Origin of the sequence: Treponema denticola ATCC 35405, assembly GCF_000008185.1 — a bacterium.
In the GTDB taxonomy this organism is placed as follows: domain Bacteria; phylum Spirochaetota; class Spirochaetia; order Treponematales; family Treponemataceae; genus Treponema_B; species Treponema_B denticola.
Window position 1 is genome coordinate 2731209 of record NC_002967.9, and the last position, 16480, is coordinate 2747688.

General features: G+C 38.8%; 9 protein-coding genes. 5 read left to right on the top strand and 4 right to left on the bottom strand.

Going from position 1 to position 16480, the window contains the following annotated elements; genetic code table 11:
- Positions 1-64: 64 nt before the first annotated feature.
- Positions 65-2866, top strand: a complete 2802-nt coding sequence (locus TDE_RS12675; RefSeq protein WP_010957294.1) for an ankyrin repeat domain-containing protein — start codon at positions 65-67, stop codon at positions 2864-2866.
- A gap of 94 nt (positions 2867-2960) precedes the next feature.
- On the opposite strand, the gene TDE_RS12680 is transcribed toward TDE_RS12675, so the two are convergent.
- From TDE_RS12680 to TDE_RS12690, 3 genes are all read right to left on the bottom strand, one after another.
- Entirely contained in the window at positions 2961-5183 is a 2223-nt protein-coding gene (locus tag TDE_RS12680) for a vWA domain-containing protein (protein WP_002680730.1), read from the bottom strand.
- Positions 5184-5255: 72 nt separating this feature from the next.
- The gene (greA, locus tag TDE_RS12685) at positions 5256-7961 is read right to left on the bottom strand and encodes a transcription elongation factor GreA (RefSeq protein ID WP_002673498.1); all 2706 of its coding nucleotides are present in this window, start codon (positions 7959-7961) and stop codon (positions 5256-5258) included.
- Positions 7962-7979: 18 nt separating this feature from the next.
- Positions 7980-8918: a tetratricopeptide repeat protein gene (locus TDE_RS12690; RefSeq protein WP_002667094.1), complete on the bottom strand. Its 939-nt coding sequence runs from the start codon at positions 8916-8918 to the stop codon at positions 7980-7982.
- Between the two features lie 273 nt (positions 8919-9191).
- On the opposite strand from TDE_RS12690, the gene TDE_RS12695 reads away from it, so the two are divergent.
- The 4 genes from TDE_RS12695 to TDE_RS12710 are packed head-to-tail and all read left to right on the top strand — an operon-like array spanning position 9192 to position 14620.
- Entirely contained in the window at positions 9192-9965 is a 774-nt protein-coding gene (locus TDE_RS12695; protein ID WP_002667090.1) for a DUF1295 domain-containing protein, read from the top strand.
- Between the two features lie 18 nt (positions 9966-9983).
- A complete protein-coding gene (locus TDE_RS12700; RefSeq protein WP_002680731.1) occupies positions 9984-11627 on the top strand; it encodes a PQQ-binding-like beta-propeller repeat protein in 1644 nt (547 codons plus the stop codon).
- 20 nt (positions 11628-11647) lie between these two features.
- Entirely contained in the window at positions 11648-13315 is a 1668-nt protein-coding gene (locus tag TDE_RS12705; protein WP_002680732.1) for a P83/100 family protein, read from the top strand.
- Between the two features lie 12 nt (positions 13316-13327).
- Entirely contained in the window at positions 13328-14620 is a 1293-nt protein-coding gene (locus TDE_RS12710) for a 2-hydroxycarboxylate transporter family protein (protein ID WP_002680734.1), read from the top strand.
- Positions 14621-14713: 93 nt separating this feature from the next.
- On the opposite strand, the gene TDE_RS12715 is transcribed toward TDE_RS12710, so the two are convergent.
- Positions 14714-16456, bottom strand: a complete 1743-nt coding sequence (locus TDE_RS12715) for a hypothetical protein (protein WP_002673491.1) — start codon at positions 16454-16456, stop codon at positions 14714-14716.
- Between the last annotated feature and the right edge of the window lie 24 nt (positions 16457-16480).

Here is a 16480-nt window from a genome sequence, read left to right on the forward strand (position 1 = left end):
AAAGACTCCCTTCTAAAGAGGCTTTTAACTAAAGCCGATATTAAAGCTGGGAGGCTATACGCTTATGCAGAATATTATTCTCACAACAAAAAAAATATTTAGACTCGCATTTATTTTAATTTTAATCGCGGCAACCTTTATGTCGTGTAAAACCGCTCCTGCGAAAGAAGAAACTTTAATTGATCTTATAAAGGCAGGAAAATCGGAGGAATTACAGGAAAGACTTAACAGCTCTGCCATAAACATGAAGGATGAAGAGGGAAACAGTCTTTTACATATTGCCGCCGTTAAAAACGATCCTATAATTGTGCGCCTTTTAATAAACATGGATGCCGATATAGAAGCAAAAAATAACACCGGAGCAACACCTCTTGCAGCAGCTCTAAACAATTCGGCTTATGATGCCGTTAAGGTTCTGGTTGAATACAATGCAAATATATTTGCTAAAGATAATGAGGGCGAAAAGCCTTTCGATACAGCCTGTAAAAATAATGTTCCCAATTTAATTTTGACGGCTCAAACCATAAAACAAAAAGATGAAAATCAAGACACAGTCCTGCATCTTGCAGTAAAAGCGATGGATAAACAGCTTACCAAGCAAATTCTGGCTATTGCCCCCCCTGAAACCGTGTACAATAAAGAAAACTTAAGCCCGCTTGCCATAGCCTACAAACACAATAATGCTGAAGATTCAGCCGAAATTGCATCCATTCTTTTACTTGCAGGCATACAGCCAATGGGAAAGGATTTTGCTGAATTTGAAACGGCAAGCCTTGCCCGCAACTACTCAATGCGTTTTGCAGACGGAGAAACCCTCCTTCATATTTTTGCAAGAAAGGGCTATACCGGATTTTTAAAATTCTTAATTAAAAACAAGGTTCCGATAGATGTAAAGGATATCTCAAGCTCAACAGCGATGCAGGAAGCCGTTTATAACGGAAATACGGAAGCCGCTATATTGCTATTACAGGCCGGAGCCGATCCAAACAGCCGTAACTCATCCGGAAACACAGCCCTCCATTTGGTTATGCCGGAAGCCTCACGCTCAAAATTATTTAACGAGCTTATTACTGCAGGAGCCAATCCTAATCTTAAAGATAACTACGGAGAAACACCTCTTCATGTTGCTGCACGAATCGGAATGAATGACGACATCCTTGACCAGCTGTTAAAAGCCGGCGCCGACATAAATGAAAGAAATAAAAAGGGACAAACTCCTCTTATTTTGGCTATCGACAGAAATCAAACACAGCAAGTGGATTTTTTGATAAATCACGGAGCCGACATACATGCCGAGGATAAGTCGGGTGAATCAGCTTTTATTCATTCATTAAGTATGGGGCTGCCGATGGTCGAACATGTTGTTACCGAAAAAAACAGCACGGAAAGGGATTCCAACGGATCTACCCCTCTTCATTTGGCAGTCAGCCACAGGGCAAGCTCCGATATTATTTATTATCTGGTAGAAAAAAAGAGTTTAATAAATACGCGTAATAAATTGGGAAACACGCCCCTTCATATAGCTGCCGAAAAAAACTACCGCGAAGCAGGAGAAATATTGATAGCAAACAATGCAGATATATTCTATGCCAATCTAAACGGCGACAGTCCCTTAAAATTTGCCCTTACCTTACGCGAAGGCAGAGAAGATTGGATGATAAACTCCCACACAATAGGTGCCGGAGACGGAGCGGGGAACACTCCCCTTCATCTTGCTGCAGAATGGCAGATTTTACCGATGATACCTTATTTAATCGATAAGGGAGCGGATATAAATGCAAGAAATACAAATAATGAAACACCTCTTTTTAACGCAGTCAGAACCGACAGCCCTGAGGCCATAAAAGCCTTATTAGGTGAAGGCGTATCAAAAAAAGCCGATTTGGATGCAAGGGACTTTTTAGGAAATACGATTTTACATGCAGCTGTAAGATGGTCTGCATATAAAGCCGCCGATTTTATTTTAAGTAAGGACACGGAAGAATATGTAAGGCTTATAAATGCAAAAAATCTTGCAGGAAAGACGGTTTTACATGAAGCGGCTAAACAGGGCGAAATAAAATTCATCAATATATTTTTAAAAGCCAAGGTTGACGTAAATGCAGCCGATGAAACAGGCCGCTCCCCCTTATCCGAAGCCGTACTTGCAAATCAAACCCAAGCTATCGACCTCTTATTAAAAAATGGAGCCTCTCCCGTTCAGCAGGATATGTACGGAAGAACAGCCCTGCATGAAGCTGTAGAAATTTCGGAAGAAAGCATCATTCTTGTGCGTAATGCAGGAGGCAATCCTTTAACCAAAGACGCCTATGGAAAAACACCTTTCAGCCTCGCCTTAAATAAAAATATAAGAACTGTAGATCTGGTACTCGGAAATGACAGCCTTTTAGCTGACACTGATGGAGACACACCTCTCCACATAGCAGTAAAGGAAAGAGTAAGCCTTGATTATTTCCAAAGAATTATGAAAAAGAAATATCCCGTAAATAAGCGAAATAAAAACGGAGAAACAGCTCTTTTACTTGCAATTCAAAACAGTCAAAAAGAAATAACACGGGCGCTCTTGGCAGGAGGAGCGGATCCTTTTATAGTCAACAATAAGGGAGTTTCCGCTATAACGGAGATTTTTATGCATCATCCTGACTTCACTCCTATAGCAGCCGAGTTCTCATTAAAACAGACAGATACACTTGGAGAAGGAATGCTGCATTACGCCGCCAAATTTGCAGATGTACAAACCTTAAAGGACATCTTGGCTCTGCCCGGTATAAAGCTTGATGTAAAAAATACGGCAGGAGAAACACCTTATCAAGTTGCCCTAAGATGGAATAGAAGCGAAATAGCAGAACTTTTAAAAACCGAATAAAAACCTTTCTAAAATTTAAAAGAATCATAGAAAGTAATTAAACAAAAAGCCGCAATCTTAAAATAAGATCGCGGCTTTTTTTATAATCAAAACATTACTTATCGTATTTTATCGACGTCAAGATACTGTTCAATTTTTCAGTCGGGTTTTCATACTCTCTAAAGGTAAAGTAAACATGATATCCCTTATCCGACACAATGGTAACGGTTTTACTGATACAGTTATTTACAACATTCGACTTCTCATATGGGAAGTACTTAGGCTTAAGAATAGCCAGATGATAATCTTGCCCGTCATATCTAACTTGAGCCAAACGTGCAGGGAAAGGAACTAAGAATATTAGGAAGTTATCGGTTTTGCCTCCGCCCAAAGTCAAGCTCGTACCGGGTTTCATAACATGGATATTACGCCTTCCTATATTTCTATTTTGATTTAAAACATAAATTTCCGTCATGCCGGATTTATTACGCTTTATTTCTATTGTTTCAAAGAAGTTGGCGGGAGACATATACGTCCCTCTCGGCTCCTTTGCGGCAAAAGAAGCAGCTAAGACACGGCGGCGTAAAACTTCATCATCCTGTCGTTGTGAGGCAACCCGATCTAAATTATCTGCAGAATAAATAGAACCTCCGTCACCCGCAAAGTTTTTGGTTTCAGAATAGATTGACGTATTAGATGAAGCAGAATTAAAGCCATTTAAACGGCTTGCATGGTCATCTTCCTCCGAGAGTTTATGAGGATACCTCTTATCCTCTTCCTGATAATTGATCTGACTGCCTGCAGCCGCATAGCGGACTTGATTGGAAGACGGGCTTGAACCTCTTCTCCTCGTAAAGAAGACAATCAAGAATATAAGGAGAAGAAGCAAGATAAGGCCAAGAAGGATAAACCAAAGAGCATTAGAATTTTTAAGTCTTTGGAAGCTTGTCGGGAAAACGGCTAAGGAAGTCTCCATAACCTGAGGCAAAACCCTCTTTCCCTCTGCGAATTCAAGCCTCATAATAATATTATAATTACCTTCTTTATATTCATCAGGAAGAAGTGCCGAAACTCTAATCGGCACATCCTTTTCGCTTGCTTTTATCTTTGTATTTTGTGAATCAACAGGTATTTTGCTGATATTAACGCCGTTATCAATAACAATATGAGTTAAATAAAGCTCTACATCTTCATCGGAGTTATTTGTTACCTCAAAAGAAAAAGCAAGTTTATTACCATGAGCTTCAAGTCCTTCGTCAGGGAAATTGATTAGAGGCAGGTCTTCCGCATTGTCCGTAATTGTAAATTTTCCATTCTCATCCTTAGGAAGCTCACTGCCTGCGGCTCCCGAGGCCTCTTTAAAATCCTTTGAAACATCGGTCAGACTGCCCTGTCCTGTTCCGGTATTACCTGAACCGCCCTGATCGGTACCGGAAGTTCCTGAGGTTGAGCTTCCGCCGGCATAGCCGCCCCCGCTTGAAGTAGAGCCGGAAGTGCCTGAGGTTGTGCTTCCGCCGGTTGAGCTGCCTCCGCTCGAAGTAGAGCCGGAAGTTCCTGAAGTTGAACCTCCGCCGGCATAACCTCCCCCGCTTGAAGTAGAGCCGGAAGTGCCTGAAGTTGTGCTTCCGCCGGCATAGCCGCCCCCGCTCGAAGTAGAGCCGGAAGTGCCTGAAGTTGAACCTCCTCCGATTGAGCCGCCGGCCCCTTGAGAGCCCGAACTACCGCTGCCTGTTCCGGCATATCCGCCTCCGGGATTATAAAATTCTTTGCCGTCCAATCCTCGTATCACGGCATCGGCAGGATAAGGCAGTTTAACATAATAGACCTTCCAGCCTTTTTTTCTGATACTTCCTGCGAGAAGCCCTATTTCATTTTTTATCTGATCATCAGTATAATTTTTATAAGGACTTGATTCGGGCGGGTTGAAAATTCCATCCGAAATTATAATCAGTATTTTTTCTTTTGTATCGGGTAAATTCGAACCGTATTGGCGGGCATATTGAAGTCCAGTTAAAAAGTCCGAGCTTTTTCCCAACTGGTATAGAAGCAAAAACCTTGAAACAACCCTGGACATATCCTTTTCGCTGTTAATTTTTTGCGACATTTCATAACGTGCATCTGCATTAAAGGATAAAACATGAACCGTATCGCCCTTCCTTACAAATTTATCGTTAATTTCAGACAAAACACGATTATTAATGTCTTCATAGTATGGAAGGATAGTTCCTGACGTATCCATTAAGATGACAATTTCAGCATTTGTCTTAACATTGTTTTGAGCAAAAATAGGCGTAAATAGAACAAACAAAAACAAACACAAAGAAACTCTTTTAAACATTTTTTTTCCTCCTTTCGGGGTGCAGTTAGAAGACTTGCATATCTAAATCAAGACCTGCAAGTCTCAATCAAATTATTTCAAATCCGCGATAGAAATATCTATAATCTTATAGCTCCTTTTTTCGTCATTTACTTCAAATTCAACCTCTTCTCCTTTTTTATGGTTAAACAATCCGTTTCCTAAGGGAGACATATAAGAAATTATTCCGTTTGCGGGATCCGATTCCCACGGTCCTAAAATTGTATACTCTTCTTCTTGATTTGTCAAATTGTTTAGAATTTTTACCTTACTGCCGAAGTAAACCTTCTTTGCAGTAGCAGTTGTAGGATCAAAAATCTGAGCTCTATCAAGTTCATCCTGTAATCGGGTTAAGGCATTTCCTAAGCGGGTTTGTTCTTCTTTTGCAGCCTTATATTCGGCATTTTCCCGCAAGTCTCCGAGCGAAAGAGCAAAACCGATATCCTTTGCATTTTGCGGAATTTTAACATCCCTGATTTCGATAAGCTCTTTGTTTTTAAGATCGAGCATCTTTGCCGTAACGATCAAGCCGTGAACCGTAACAGTCTTTTCTTCAATATCAAAGAATTTAAAGTCCTTATGCTTTTCAACAATTTTAGCTCTAATATTCATCTTAATTACCGGATCAAGATCTTTTATATCATCGATAAGGGTATAAAGCCTGGTTATTGTATCTACATCGCTTTCCATTATAAAGTTTTGTAAAAGCTCATCCTTTCCGAATAGGATTGTATGTACTTGATGATTGATCTTTCGGTTTTCGGTTGTATTTCTTCTCGATGCAATTTCCCGGTATGTAATATCAAGAATATGAATAAGCACTATGAGCTGCTGCTCTACGCTGATACCGAGTTCCTTAAACCATTCTTCTTCCTGAATATTTTTAAAGAACCAAATAACGGCACTTCTGTATATGCGGTAGTTTTCAAAGCAATCCTTTACCAAATTCTTTACATCATCGGTAGAGCCGGCTTCTATCAGAGCATCCAAGATTTCGGAAGATAAAACCGTGGGGAATAGTCTGATATATTCTTTTTCCCAATTGGGAATAAGATTTTTTATGTACTTTAAGAATTTCTGTCGAAGGGTCTGCCCCTTTATCGAAACCTTATCCTTTATTTGAGAATATACCTCCATCGGATCTTCAATACGGCTGTAAAGCTCTGCAAAATTATATTGCTTTACGGCCGAGATCTGTTGCTTGTCTGCAATAAATTCTTTAACAAGAATATAGGCACAAATAACCAGCTCATTTACCTGACTGAAGGCTTTTAGGAAGCCTTCAAAATAATCAAGCATTTCGCGGAAGGTATCGGATTCGTCATCGCAAGCCTCCGAGGCATCATAGGCATTAAGAAGTTCAATTCTGGCAAAAAAGTTCTTTTGAGCCTTAAATTCGTTTGAAAGCTTTTCTTCGGCGGCAATGGGACGCTCTCTTACGCTGTAAAAGTCTATATTATCAGGATTGATACCGAACATTGGATTTTCTTTTAAGACCTTTCTAGCCTTCGTATTCCAGCTGGTCCATTCACCTGCCGTTAAAAGTGACGGAACAAGTTCCTGCTTAATCCTTTTCATGTCGCAGTTATTGTCAAAACTCTTTATTATAGTCTTCAATGCCCATTCGGGATCACTCTTTATTTTTTTTGTAAGAATTTCCTTGCTGACCGTAGATTTTAATACCCAGATATGTTCCCTATCCAAGGTTTGGAGGGCGGTAATACCCATTTTGAGACTCATACTGTGACCTCGTTTTTTTGCAAAGTCTATAACCAGGTCATCATCTTTAATTGAAGCAATGCGTCCTACACCCCATGTGCGGTGGAAGACAAAGGAACCCGTATCAAAGGAAATATGTTTTTCAAAGTCGGCAATAGCATCAAATACGGGGCGCCAAGGCTGACTCAAGTCCGAAACCTTAATACATTCTGCAAGCTGGCTGTGATCTTTGTACTTATTTTTAAAGCATTCGATAATTTCTTCCCTTGCCCAGTTATCTTTTTCATCATAAGAAAGAATAAGCTTTAAAATATCGATACAAATATTCCAGTTTTCATTTCCCCTGTAATATTGGTAAACATCCTGCATCAATATGGAATTGCGGCTGTTATCCATGACACCTGTAATCTTAGCCTGTATACGGAAGAAAAAGTCAATCTCATCAGGGATTAAGGTGACAAGTTTTGACCATATTTCTTTTACACCGTTTATTTGCTTGCGGTTTATAAAGCGGTACAAGGCTTTTTTATAATATTCTATAGATTTTTCCGTGTTTCCGTCTTTTTCATATTTTTCGGCTAAAAGTTTGGCAACCTCGGCTTCATCATAATCAACCTTAACCAGGCGTTCCCAAATATCATAAAGGTCTTCACTCCCTGCAGCCTTATAGCATTCAGCCAATGTACGGAGGGCAAATTTGGATTCTCCGTATTCGAGAACCTTTTTACAAAGATATTCAACTATTTGTGTTCTGTGGTTGTCGGTAAATATTCCGATTAGGCTTACAACATTTGAATCATCCAAAAGCTGATTTGAAAGAGAAATTATACTTGAAATATAAAGAGCTATTATACTGTTTTTTGTATGTGTTAAATGTTCATCACATATTTGTTTGATTTCATCCACAACATTTTCTTTTTTTGCTGTAGATACTAATTTATATAGATCTTCAAAATTCTTTGTTGTGTAGTTGCCTATAGCTGCTCTGGTCCATTTTTCTTCATTGAGCATCTCTATCAGTTGTTTCTGTATATCAGCCATAAATCCTCCGAAAATATGCTATCTCATATAGCAATTATATATATTTTGATCTAATACTTTTATCCGCAAAAGCAGGTCATCTATTTTTGACTTGCTTTCATTTACACTCACATAATGGTCGATCAGCCAAAAATAATGGTTTATTAAACGCGGAACAAGCTTATGTTTTTGTTCTTGAGAGGCATTTTGAACCTCTCCTTCCATCAAAAAGATATTTTGCTTTAATTGCCCTACTTCAAAGGCCCTGAGCTCACGCTTTACATTAAAAACGCCGTCGATAACACCGTAAATAGGCAACCAATCAGCAATATCTTCAACCCTGTAGCCAAGATTATAAACTCTATTAATAAGCCTGCAAATAATTTCAGACTCAAGAAATTGAAGCTCAATCCCTTCAGGGTCTATAAAAAAGGCTTCCCGAAAAAAAGCTTTTGCAAATTTTATTTCCCCATATAGGGCATAACAATCGGCCAAATCCGCTAAAACCGATCCCGAATTCTTGTCTATCTCGGCGGCATACCTTAAAAAATCAAGAGCTCTTTCATAGTTTCCGAGAACCTTATAACAAAGACCTATTTTACGGTAAGGCTCTGCATCAGGCAGCTCTGATTCTTCATTAAATAGATCTGCGTAAAATTCCAAAGCAATCGTAAAAACGGCACATTTTAAGGAGTATATGATAGATTCTTTTTCTTCCCCCTGACGGTGAATATAAGCTAAAAAAGGCTTCCACTGAGAGATCATCATCTCTGCCCTTTCTAATGGAGTCGAAGCTTTTTTTGCTTTTTCAAGCTTATCCTCCCAAAACCGCACGCCCTTTAGAGTATAGTCGATTTCTGCATTTTCCAAGTCATCCCTCAATAACCTTTCAAGCTCGGCATAGGAACCTCTTAGATCTCCCTGCTTGAGGATGTTTAATGCATTATTCAATTTACTCTGTACGGGTCTTTCACTCATAATATCCTCAATTTATTATTGTACATAAAAAAGCGATTTTAGTCAATTGAGCGTGAGAACTCATTTGTCTACTATGAAAAATTTTGAAGCCCTTTTAAAGCTTATGGACAAATCGTTTTAAACCTGTTAGAACGTGCAAAGGGGAAAAAAATATCGGGCTTTTACCCAAACTTGGCATCGGTATTGCGGCAGGTATTTTGCTCGGACTCTTTGTTCCGGCCTTAATACTCCCTCTCTTGACGCTGATACATAGATAATTTATACTCAATATATATGGAAAGACTGATATTTATATTTAATATTACGCAGATTGTCTTATTCGGCGTAGGCTTAATTTGTTTTGTAGTATTGTTTTTTGTTCCGGCCGGATACGGTAAGATGATAAATAAAAAATGGGGATTTTCTTTTAACAATAAAATTGCGTGGTTTTTAATGGAAGTTCCTACACTTATCACTATGATTGTCCTAATGTGTGTATGGGCTAAACCTGAAAATTTTGTGAGAATTATAATAGGCCTTTTTTTTGTGCTGCATTATGCTCAAAGAGTTTTTATATTTCCTTTTTTACTTAAGGGAAAAAGTAAGATGCCCATCCTCATCGTTTTGATGGGAATCACATTTAATACGATAAATGCCTTTTTAATAGGTGCATGGCTTTTTTACCTTTCCCCCAAGACCATGTACCCCATCTCGTGGCTTTATGACCCCCGATTTATAATCGGAGCTCTTGTTTTTTTGCTCGGAATGGCCATAAACATAGACTCGGACAAGTATATACGTTCCTTACGAAAGCCGGGAGACACGGCACACTATTTTCCGCATAAACGGATGTACAAATATGTATCCAGCGCCAATTATTTCGGTGAAATATTGGAATGGTTCGGCTTTGCCCTCCTATCATGGAGCTTTGTAGGCCTTTTGTTTGCATTTTGGACCTGTGCCAACCTTGTTCCGAGGGCCTATACTATAAATAAAAGATACAGGGAAGAATTTCCTGAAGAATTTGCAGCCTTAAAACCTAAGAGGGTATTTCCTTTTATATTTTAACGGAATGCGGGCGAAATTATGAAAAAAAAAGGCTTAGGTTTTCTTTTAATTATTTTTTCCTTTTTTTCTTTTAAAGCAACGGCGCAAACCCTTGACGCTCATTGGACATTGGTTTTTGCCGGCAAGAACATAACGGTTCCCGTTTTTTGGAACGGAAATATTTATACGGCAGGAGACGACAAGGCCTTAAACTGCATTACCTCTCAAGGGACCTTTTTATGGCGAAGAAATACGGGTGAATTCCCAAGCGAGTTTTTATCGGTTTCTCAAGCCGGAATAGTTTTTATGGTTACCGCAAAGGGAAATATCGAAGCCTTTTCTTCTCAAGGAATGCCCCTTTGGACTTATCCGTTAAAGAAAAAACCGATTTTTCCCGTACACACCGCACGGGACGGCCGCATTTTTATAATCCAAGATAATAACATAATTTGCCTCACCTCGGGAGGAAAACTAAAGTGGGAATTACCCCTTGTTTCCGCCCCCGTATTTCAACCTGCAGAAACGGGCTCCAAAGATATAGTTTTGATTTTAAAATCGGGAGATTTCTTGCGTGTTTCCATCTTCGGTTCGATTGTAGAACAGTACAGACTTAAAAAGACCGTTTCGGCTATAGGAGAGGCTCCTGAAGGATATATACTTGCATGTACGGACGGCTCAATTTCATACTATAAAACAGGAGGAGGTTCGGAAGCTCTTTGGCAAACTACCGAACCCGAAATCTGTAAAAATGTTTTTTATAAGGGCGGAAAAGTCCTTTATATGTTTGAAAGCGGTAAAGTTGTTTTTAAGGATCTAAAAACTAATGAACTTATGTGGGAAGAAAAAACTTCGGGTAATTTTTCGAGCGGAGTGCATTGCTATGCAATCGGCAACGAATTCAACATTACCGCAAAAGGATTCGGCTGTCTTATTACAGACGCAGGGCGCATCAAATGGGAAAAAAAGATACCTGAAACCAATTTCTTCCCTATAATAACCGAAAACGGACTTTTGGTCGGAATAACAAACGAGATTTTAAATGCTTACAGGGTGGAAACAAAGCTTTTGCGAAAAGGGACAAAACGAAATGCTCCTGAAAATTTTTATTCCATAATACAAAAAGATGACAAGGGCAAGGAGGACTTTCCGTTTTTTGTTGAATATGCTACTACGGCAGAACTTTTAGATGTTATACAAAAAGAAATAGAAAACGGAACCGTAGGCGAAAAGGAACCTCGCTACGCCTTCCAATTAAAAACTATCTTGGAAAATAAGCGCAAGGCCTCGTATTTTTCGCAAGACTTTAATTCCTTTGATAGATCAAGGGCTGCAGAGCTTTTGGGAAGACTCGGTTCCTATGAATATAGGGATATTTTATTGGAAGGGATCTACAAAATAGACGACCCTGACGTACTTGCCGGAATTTTAAGAGGTTTGGAACATCTTGCCTACGATCCCGATGACCGAACAATCGAAGGCATCCGCTTTGTAATGGGAAAGGCAAAATACGGAGATATTAACCTTATGGCCGCAGTCTGCGATTGTTTGACCGCCTTGATGCGATTCGGCTCAAATGAAACGGCTTCTGCTGCAATTTCAAATCTTTTTTACATTATTAAGGGCCCTTATTCCAATATTATTCAAAATTATGCAAGACAAAAAATCAAAAATATAGTAAAATAGGAAGAACGGAGGATTTACTTATGAGAAGGCTATTAGTTTTTTCGTTTTTTTTGATTATGGTAGTTTTTTCAGGATTTGCAATTGAAGTTGATAAGCCTGAAATTGATTCTGTAAAAAATAAGACTATAGAATTTATTAACTACACGGGACCTCATGATGTGGTAGATAGTGCCGACACAATTCGGGGAATAGGATCGAATCTTGCAGGAGCCGTAAAAGCAGGCCGTGCAGGCGATATGAATAGATATTCAGTCATTCACTGTGTCGACCCTGCAGTAAAAGAAGGCCTTGATGCGGATATTTTCATTATCGGAAAAAATGCCGGTGTTGATCATATTAATAACGTAAGGCTTATAATTGCAGGATATTTGAAGGCAGCTTACGGATATTCCGATAAGGATGCGGCAACTCTTGCACACTTTGTTACAATCTATAATGCCGTTTATCGCAAAAACATGGACTTTTTTAACCAAAAGTACAAGCAGGTTGTTACAAAGAATTTGACAAAAGAAAAAGCCGGTTTAGCTTTGCGTTACGATGAATGGCCGGGACAAACCCAAATAGTTATTCCGCTGACAGACCAAAAATATGCAGGCACTATAAGCTCTGTAGACACTACTTCAATCTCGGATAAAAAGGTTGTCGAAAAAATGCGTGAAGATAAGGGTAAAGACCTTGAAAAACGCAAGGAAATGGTTGACCTAAAAGAAAGAGAAAGCGAGGAAGCCGCTAAACGTGCAGAGGTTGCAAAAAAAGAAGCCGATGTAAAACAAAAAGAAGCGGATAAGCAAAAGAAGGAAGCCGATACAAAGCAAAAAGCCGCTGAAAAGCAAAAGAAAGAAACAGAGCAAAAGCAAAAAGAGGCTAAAAAAGCTGAAGAGAAGGCAGCAACAACAGGTAAACCTGAAGATAAAAAAGTAGCTGAAGAAAAGAAAAAAGAAGCTGAAAAGTCTCAAAAAGAAACCGAAAAGAAGACCGAAGAAGCTAAAAAGGCTAAGGACGCCGCCGATGAGAAGCAAAAAAAAGCGGATGAGGCCAAAAAAGAAGTAAAAGAAGAAGAAAAGATGGCTGAAAAAAAGACTGAAGAAGCTCAAACGGACAGAAAAGACATCGCTTCCGATACACAGAAAATCATAGAAGAAAAGAAAGCAGAGAAAAAGGCTGAGGGAGATGCAGCAATAGCCTCATCAATTCCCGGCTATGGTTTGAAGGTTGTAGACGATTCAAAAATGCTGTCGGAACTTGTTCTTTTAGACCTTAAAACGGAAGAAGAGCTTAGAACTTCCGGAATCAATACAATCAGAGGAAGAAACCTGCACATCGTAGGGAAAAACCTTATGGCCATCGCAGGCACCAAGTCCGGTAATGCGGTTATAGCTTTGGTTCTTATCGACGCAAAATCCCTTGAAATTGTTAAACAAAGTCAAGAAAATATTGCAGGTGAAAGTGTTTTGATCAAAAACGGAAACGATTATTATGCAGTAATCGATAATAACGGAAAATACTTCATCGGGCGCTATAACGATAAACTTGAACTTCAAGCTAAATCTGCCGTGGAAGTTTTGCCCTATACACCTATAACGATAGGCGATAAGGGATTATTGGTTCAGGACAGCAAGAACAATATTCGACTATTAAAGCTAACCGATTTAACCAATATAGTTGTCACTGAAACAGAGTCAAAATAAGGAGTTTATTTTATGGTAAACGAAAAGAAAAAGTATGAGATTTTGGGTATGCCGCTCACACTATTCGGCATTATTTCGGCAGTTGTAATTGCTGCCATATGGTGGAATAAGCTGCCCGGCGGAATGATAGGAGCCCTTCTCTTGATGATGGTACTTGGTGAAGTACTAAACATTATCGGAGATAACACTCCTATAGTAAAAACATTCTTTGGAGGAGGGCCGATCGTAATTATCTTTGCATCCAGTGCCCTTGCTTATTATAATATTTTACCCGAAGGAATTTTAAAAAATACTTCAACCTTTATGAAAAGCGGAGGCTTTTTAGACTTTTACATCGCAGCCCTTATCACAGGTTCTATCCTAGGAATGGATAGAAAGCTTTTAATAAAGGCTGCCATACGCTACTTCCCGTGTATTATAGGTTCGGTTGCAGCAGCATTGGTTTTGGTTGCACTAGGAGCTCCTATTTTTGGAATGAAGGCAACGGAAGCTATCGCTTATATCGGTATTCCAATCATGGGCGGAGGAATGGGTGCCGGAGCTGTACCGATCTCCCAAGTATTTTCATCCGCATTGAAAATTCCCACAGAGCAAATCTTATCTAAGCTTGTACCGGCAGTTGCCCTCGGTAATGCTCTTGCAATAGTGGCCGGAGGTGTACTTAATAAACTCGGCAAGATTAAACCTTCTTGGACAGGAAACGGACAACTTCTCGCAAGCGGAACCTTTGAAGTTCCTAATGATGAGGAACTTCAAAGACATTTTTCCTTGCTGGAGTTTGGAATTGCTATCGTTATTGCAACAGCCTTCTTTACATGGGGAAATATAGTCTCTAACCTATTTAAACTTATCGGTGTAAATATTCACACCTATGCTTGGATGATTATAAGCGTTGCTGTTGTAAAGGCAGCAAATATCTTACCCAAAAACTTTGAAAATGCTTGCGCTCTTTGGTATAAATTTGTTGCAAAAAACTTTACCGCAGCCCTCTTGGTAGGTATAGGCATTGCATATACAAATCTCGGCGATATTATCGGAGCATTCAGCATTTCTTATGTTGTACTTGTACTCTTGGTTGTAATCGGTGCAGGACTCATAGGAAAACTTGTTGGCTTTTATCCGATTGAAGCTGCTATCACTGCAGGTCTTTGTATGGCAAATATGGGAGGAACGGGAGACGTTGCCGTTCTTACGGCTTCAAAGCGCATGGAACTCATGCCCTTTGCTCAAATCTCATCCCGCTTGGGAGGAGCATTTATAATCCTGCTTGCCTCGTTCTTAGTTCCGCTGTTCTTTGGCGGCTAAATGAAGCAATCTTATGATAAAATAATTTTGCAAAGCCCCTTCAAATCCTTTAAGGATTGGAGGGGCTTTGTTTATGCCAGATTTTTTGTTTAATTAAAAATGATATTCAAAGCTTAATTGAACAAAGTGATTATTTTTCCATGAAGCAAATTCACTTTTTTTATCTTTTGCATAAATATAAGCTCCCGTTCCTTCCATATAAAATTCGTCTTTTATCCTATATTTTATTTTGGGCATAATAACAGCATCATTATGTTCTATTCCCCAAATTATTGTTATAGAATCGCTTAAATTTTCGTGGAGCCATGAATCGGAGATATTTACAATGAGTTTATTGTTTGAAGCTTTTTGTGCCTTATTCCAATCCATGTCTATAAAACCGTTTTTATTATTTTCTTTTACATTTTTAAAACCTAAAATATAAGAACCTATATTTTGAATATTTAGGTTTATGTTATTGAGCGGAATATCTACATCAAAGCCTAAAACCCACTGAATACTGTTATTATGAACGGCAGGATTATTACCCTTAAAATCGTAGCTCATATAATATGCAGCTTCCGATCTAAAATTAAACATAAAAATTGCAGCTCCGAAATCTATACCAAAAATGTGAATAGGATCGTAATAAACACAATCTCTTATATTCCCGCCGCTCATAGCTTTTTCGACCATCGCAGAAACGTCGATAGACGGAGTTTTATAATGCCCAAAATAATATTGGCAAGCCATATCGGTCGGCCCCAAAGAACCTGAAAGTCGTAAGCCGTACTGCCCATATTTTATCTGATTCATATCGGGAAGAAAAGAGTTCATTCCGATTTTTATAAAGGGATCTAAATCAAAGTTTTGGATCATTGTGCCGGCTTTTTGTAAGGAAGTTTTAAATTCCTCAATAATAAATTTTGCATATTTTTTTGATTCTTTTTCTGCAATTTCATTTATTTTATCTTCGGTTAATGTTCCTGAAATATCGATAGTAATGGGCTTGCCGCTTAAAGATTTTAATATTGCTTTTATTACAGGTTTTTGAAGAGGATTAAATTGTGAACTAATTTGATCTATTTCCTCATCAGACAATACAGGAAAATTTACCGTTATATTAGCCGGAGGGGATGTTATGGCAGTTAAAGTATCCTTTATGGTTGTATACATTATATTTTCAATTTTTTGTGATGGAAATAAATCTAGCAATGTACCGTCAAAAAGGGTATTGGAGAGTTTTTGTTTTGCCTCCTCAATTTGCGAAGGTATCCAAGGTCCTTTTAAGGAAACACGGTCGGGGGTCATAAGAGGTGTCCATGCAGCTTCGAGCCGCAGGGGTATTGGAGCGTTGTAGGCTAGATGAATCATCGGCTCTCCTATTCTTCGGTCAATATAAGAAGGAATAGTAAAATCCGTAAAATCGTTAGCATTAAATACATCCAAAACATGGAGCATATCACCCCTTCCCCAAACCAATTTCATCTTTCCTGTTGATAATACAAAATCTCCAAGATAGGCTCTCATTGTACACTCATCAATAAAATCAAGAGGATATTCTAAAATAGTCCTCATATTGAATTTAAAATGAGAGTCAATTTCCGTTTTTGAAGAAGAGTGTTTTAAATTTATGCCGAAATTAGGAACCGCTTCCGCCCGCTTTAAATCAGGGTGAGGATAGAATCTTATTCCAAGAGCGGCAAAGCCTGAAAATTCAAAATTCGACGATAAACTTTGTCCGGTTTCCGAGTTTGCACTTTCATCGTTGAAATCGGAATCATCAAAAAATGAGTCTTGAGCGTGGGCAAAATGTAGAAAAACAAAAATCATACAAATAAATATATATTTTTTCATAATGCCTCCGTTAAAAAATCGCAA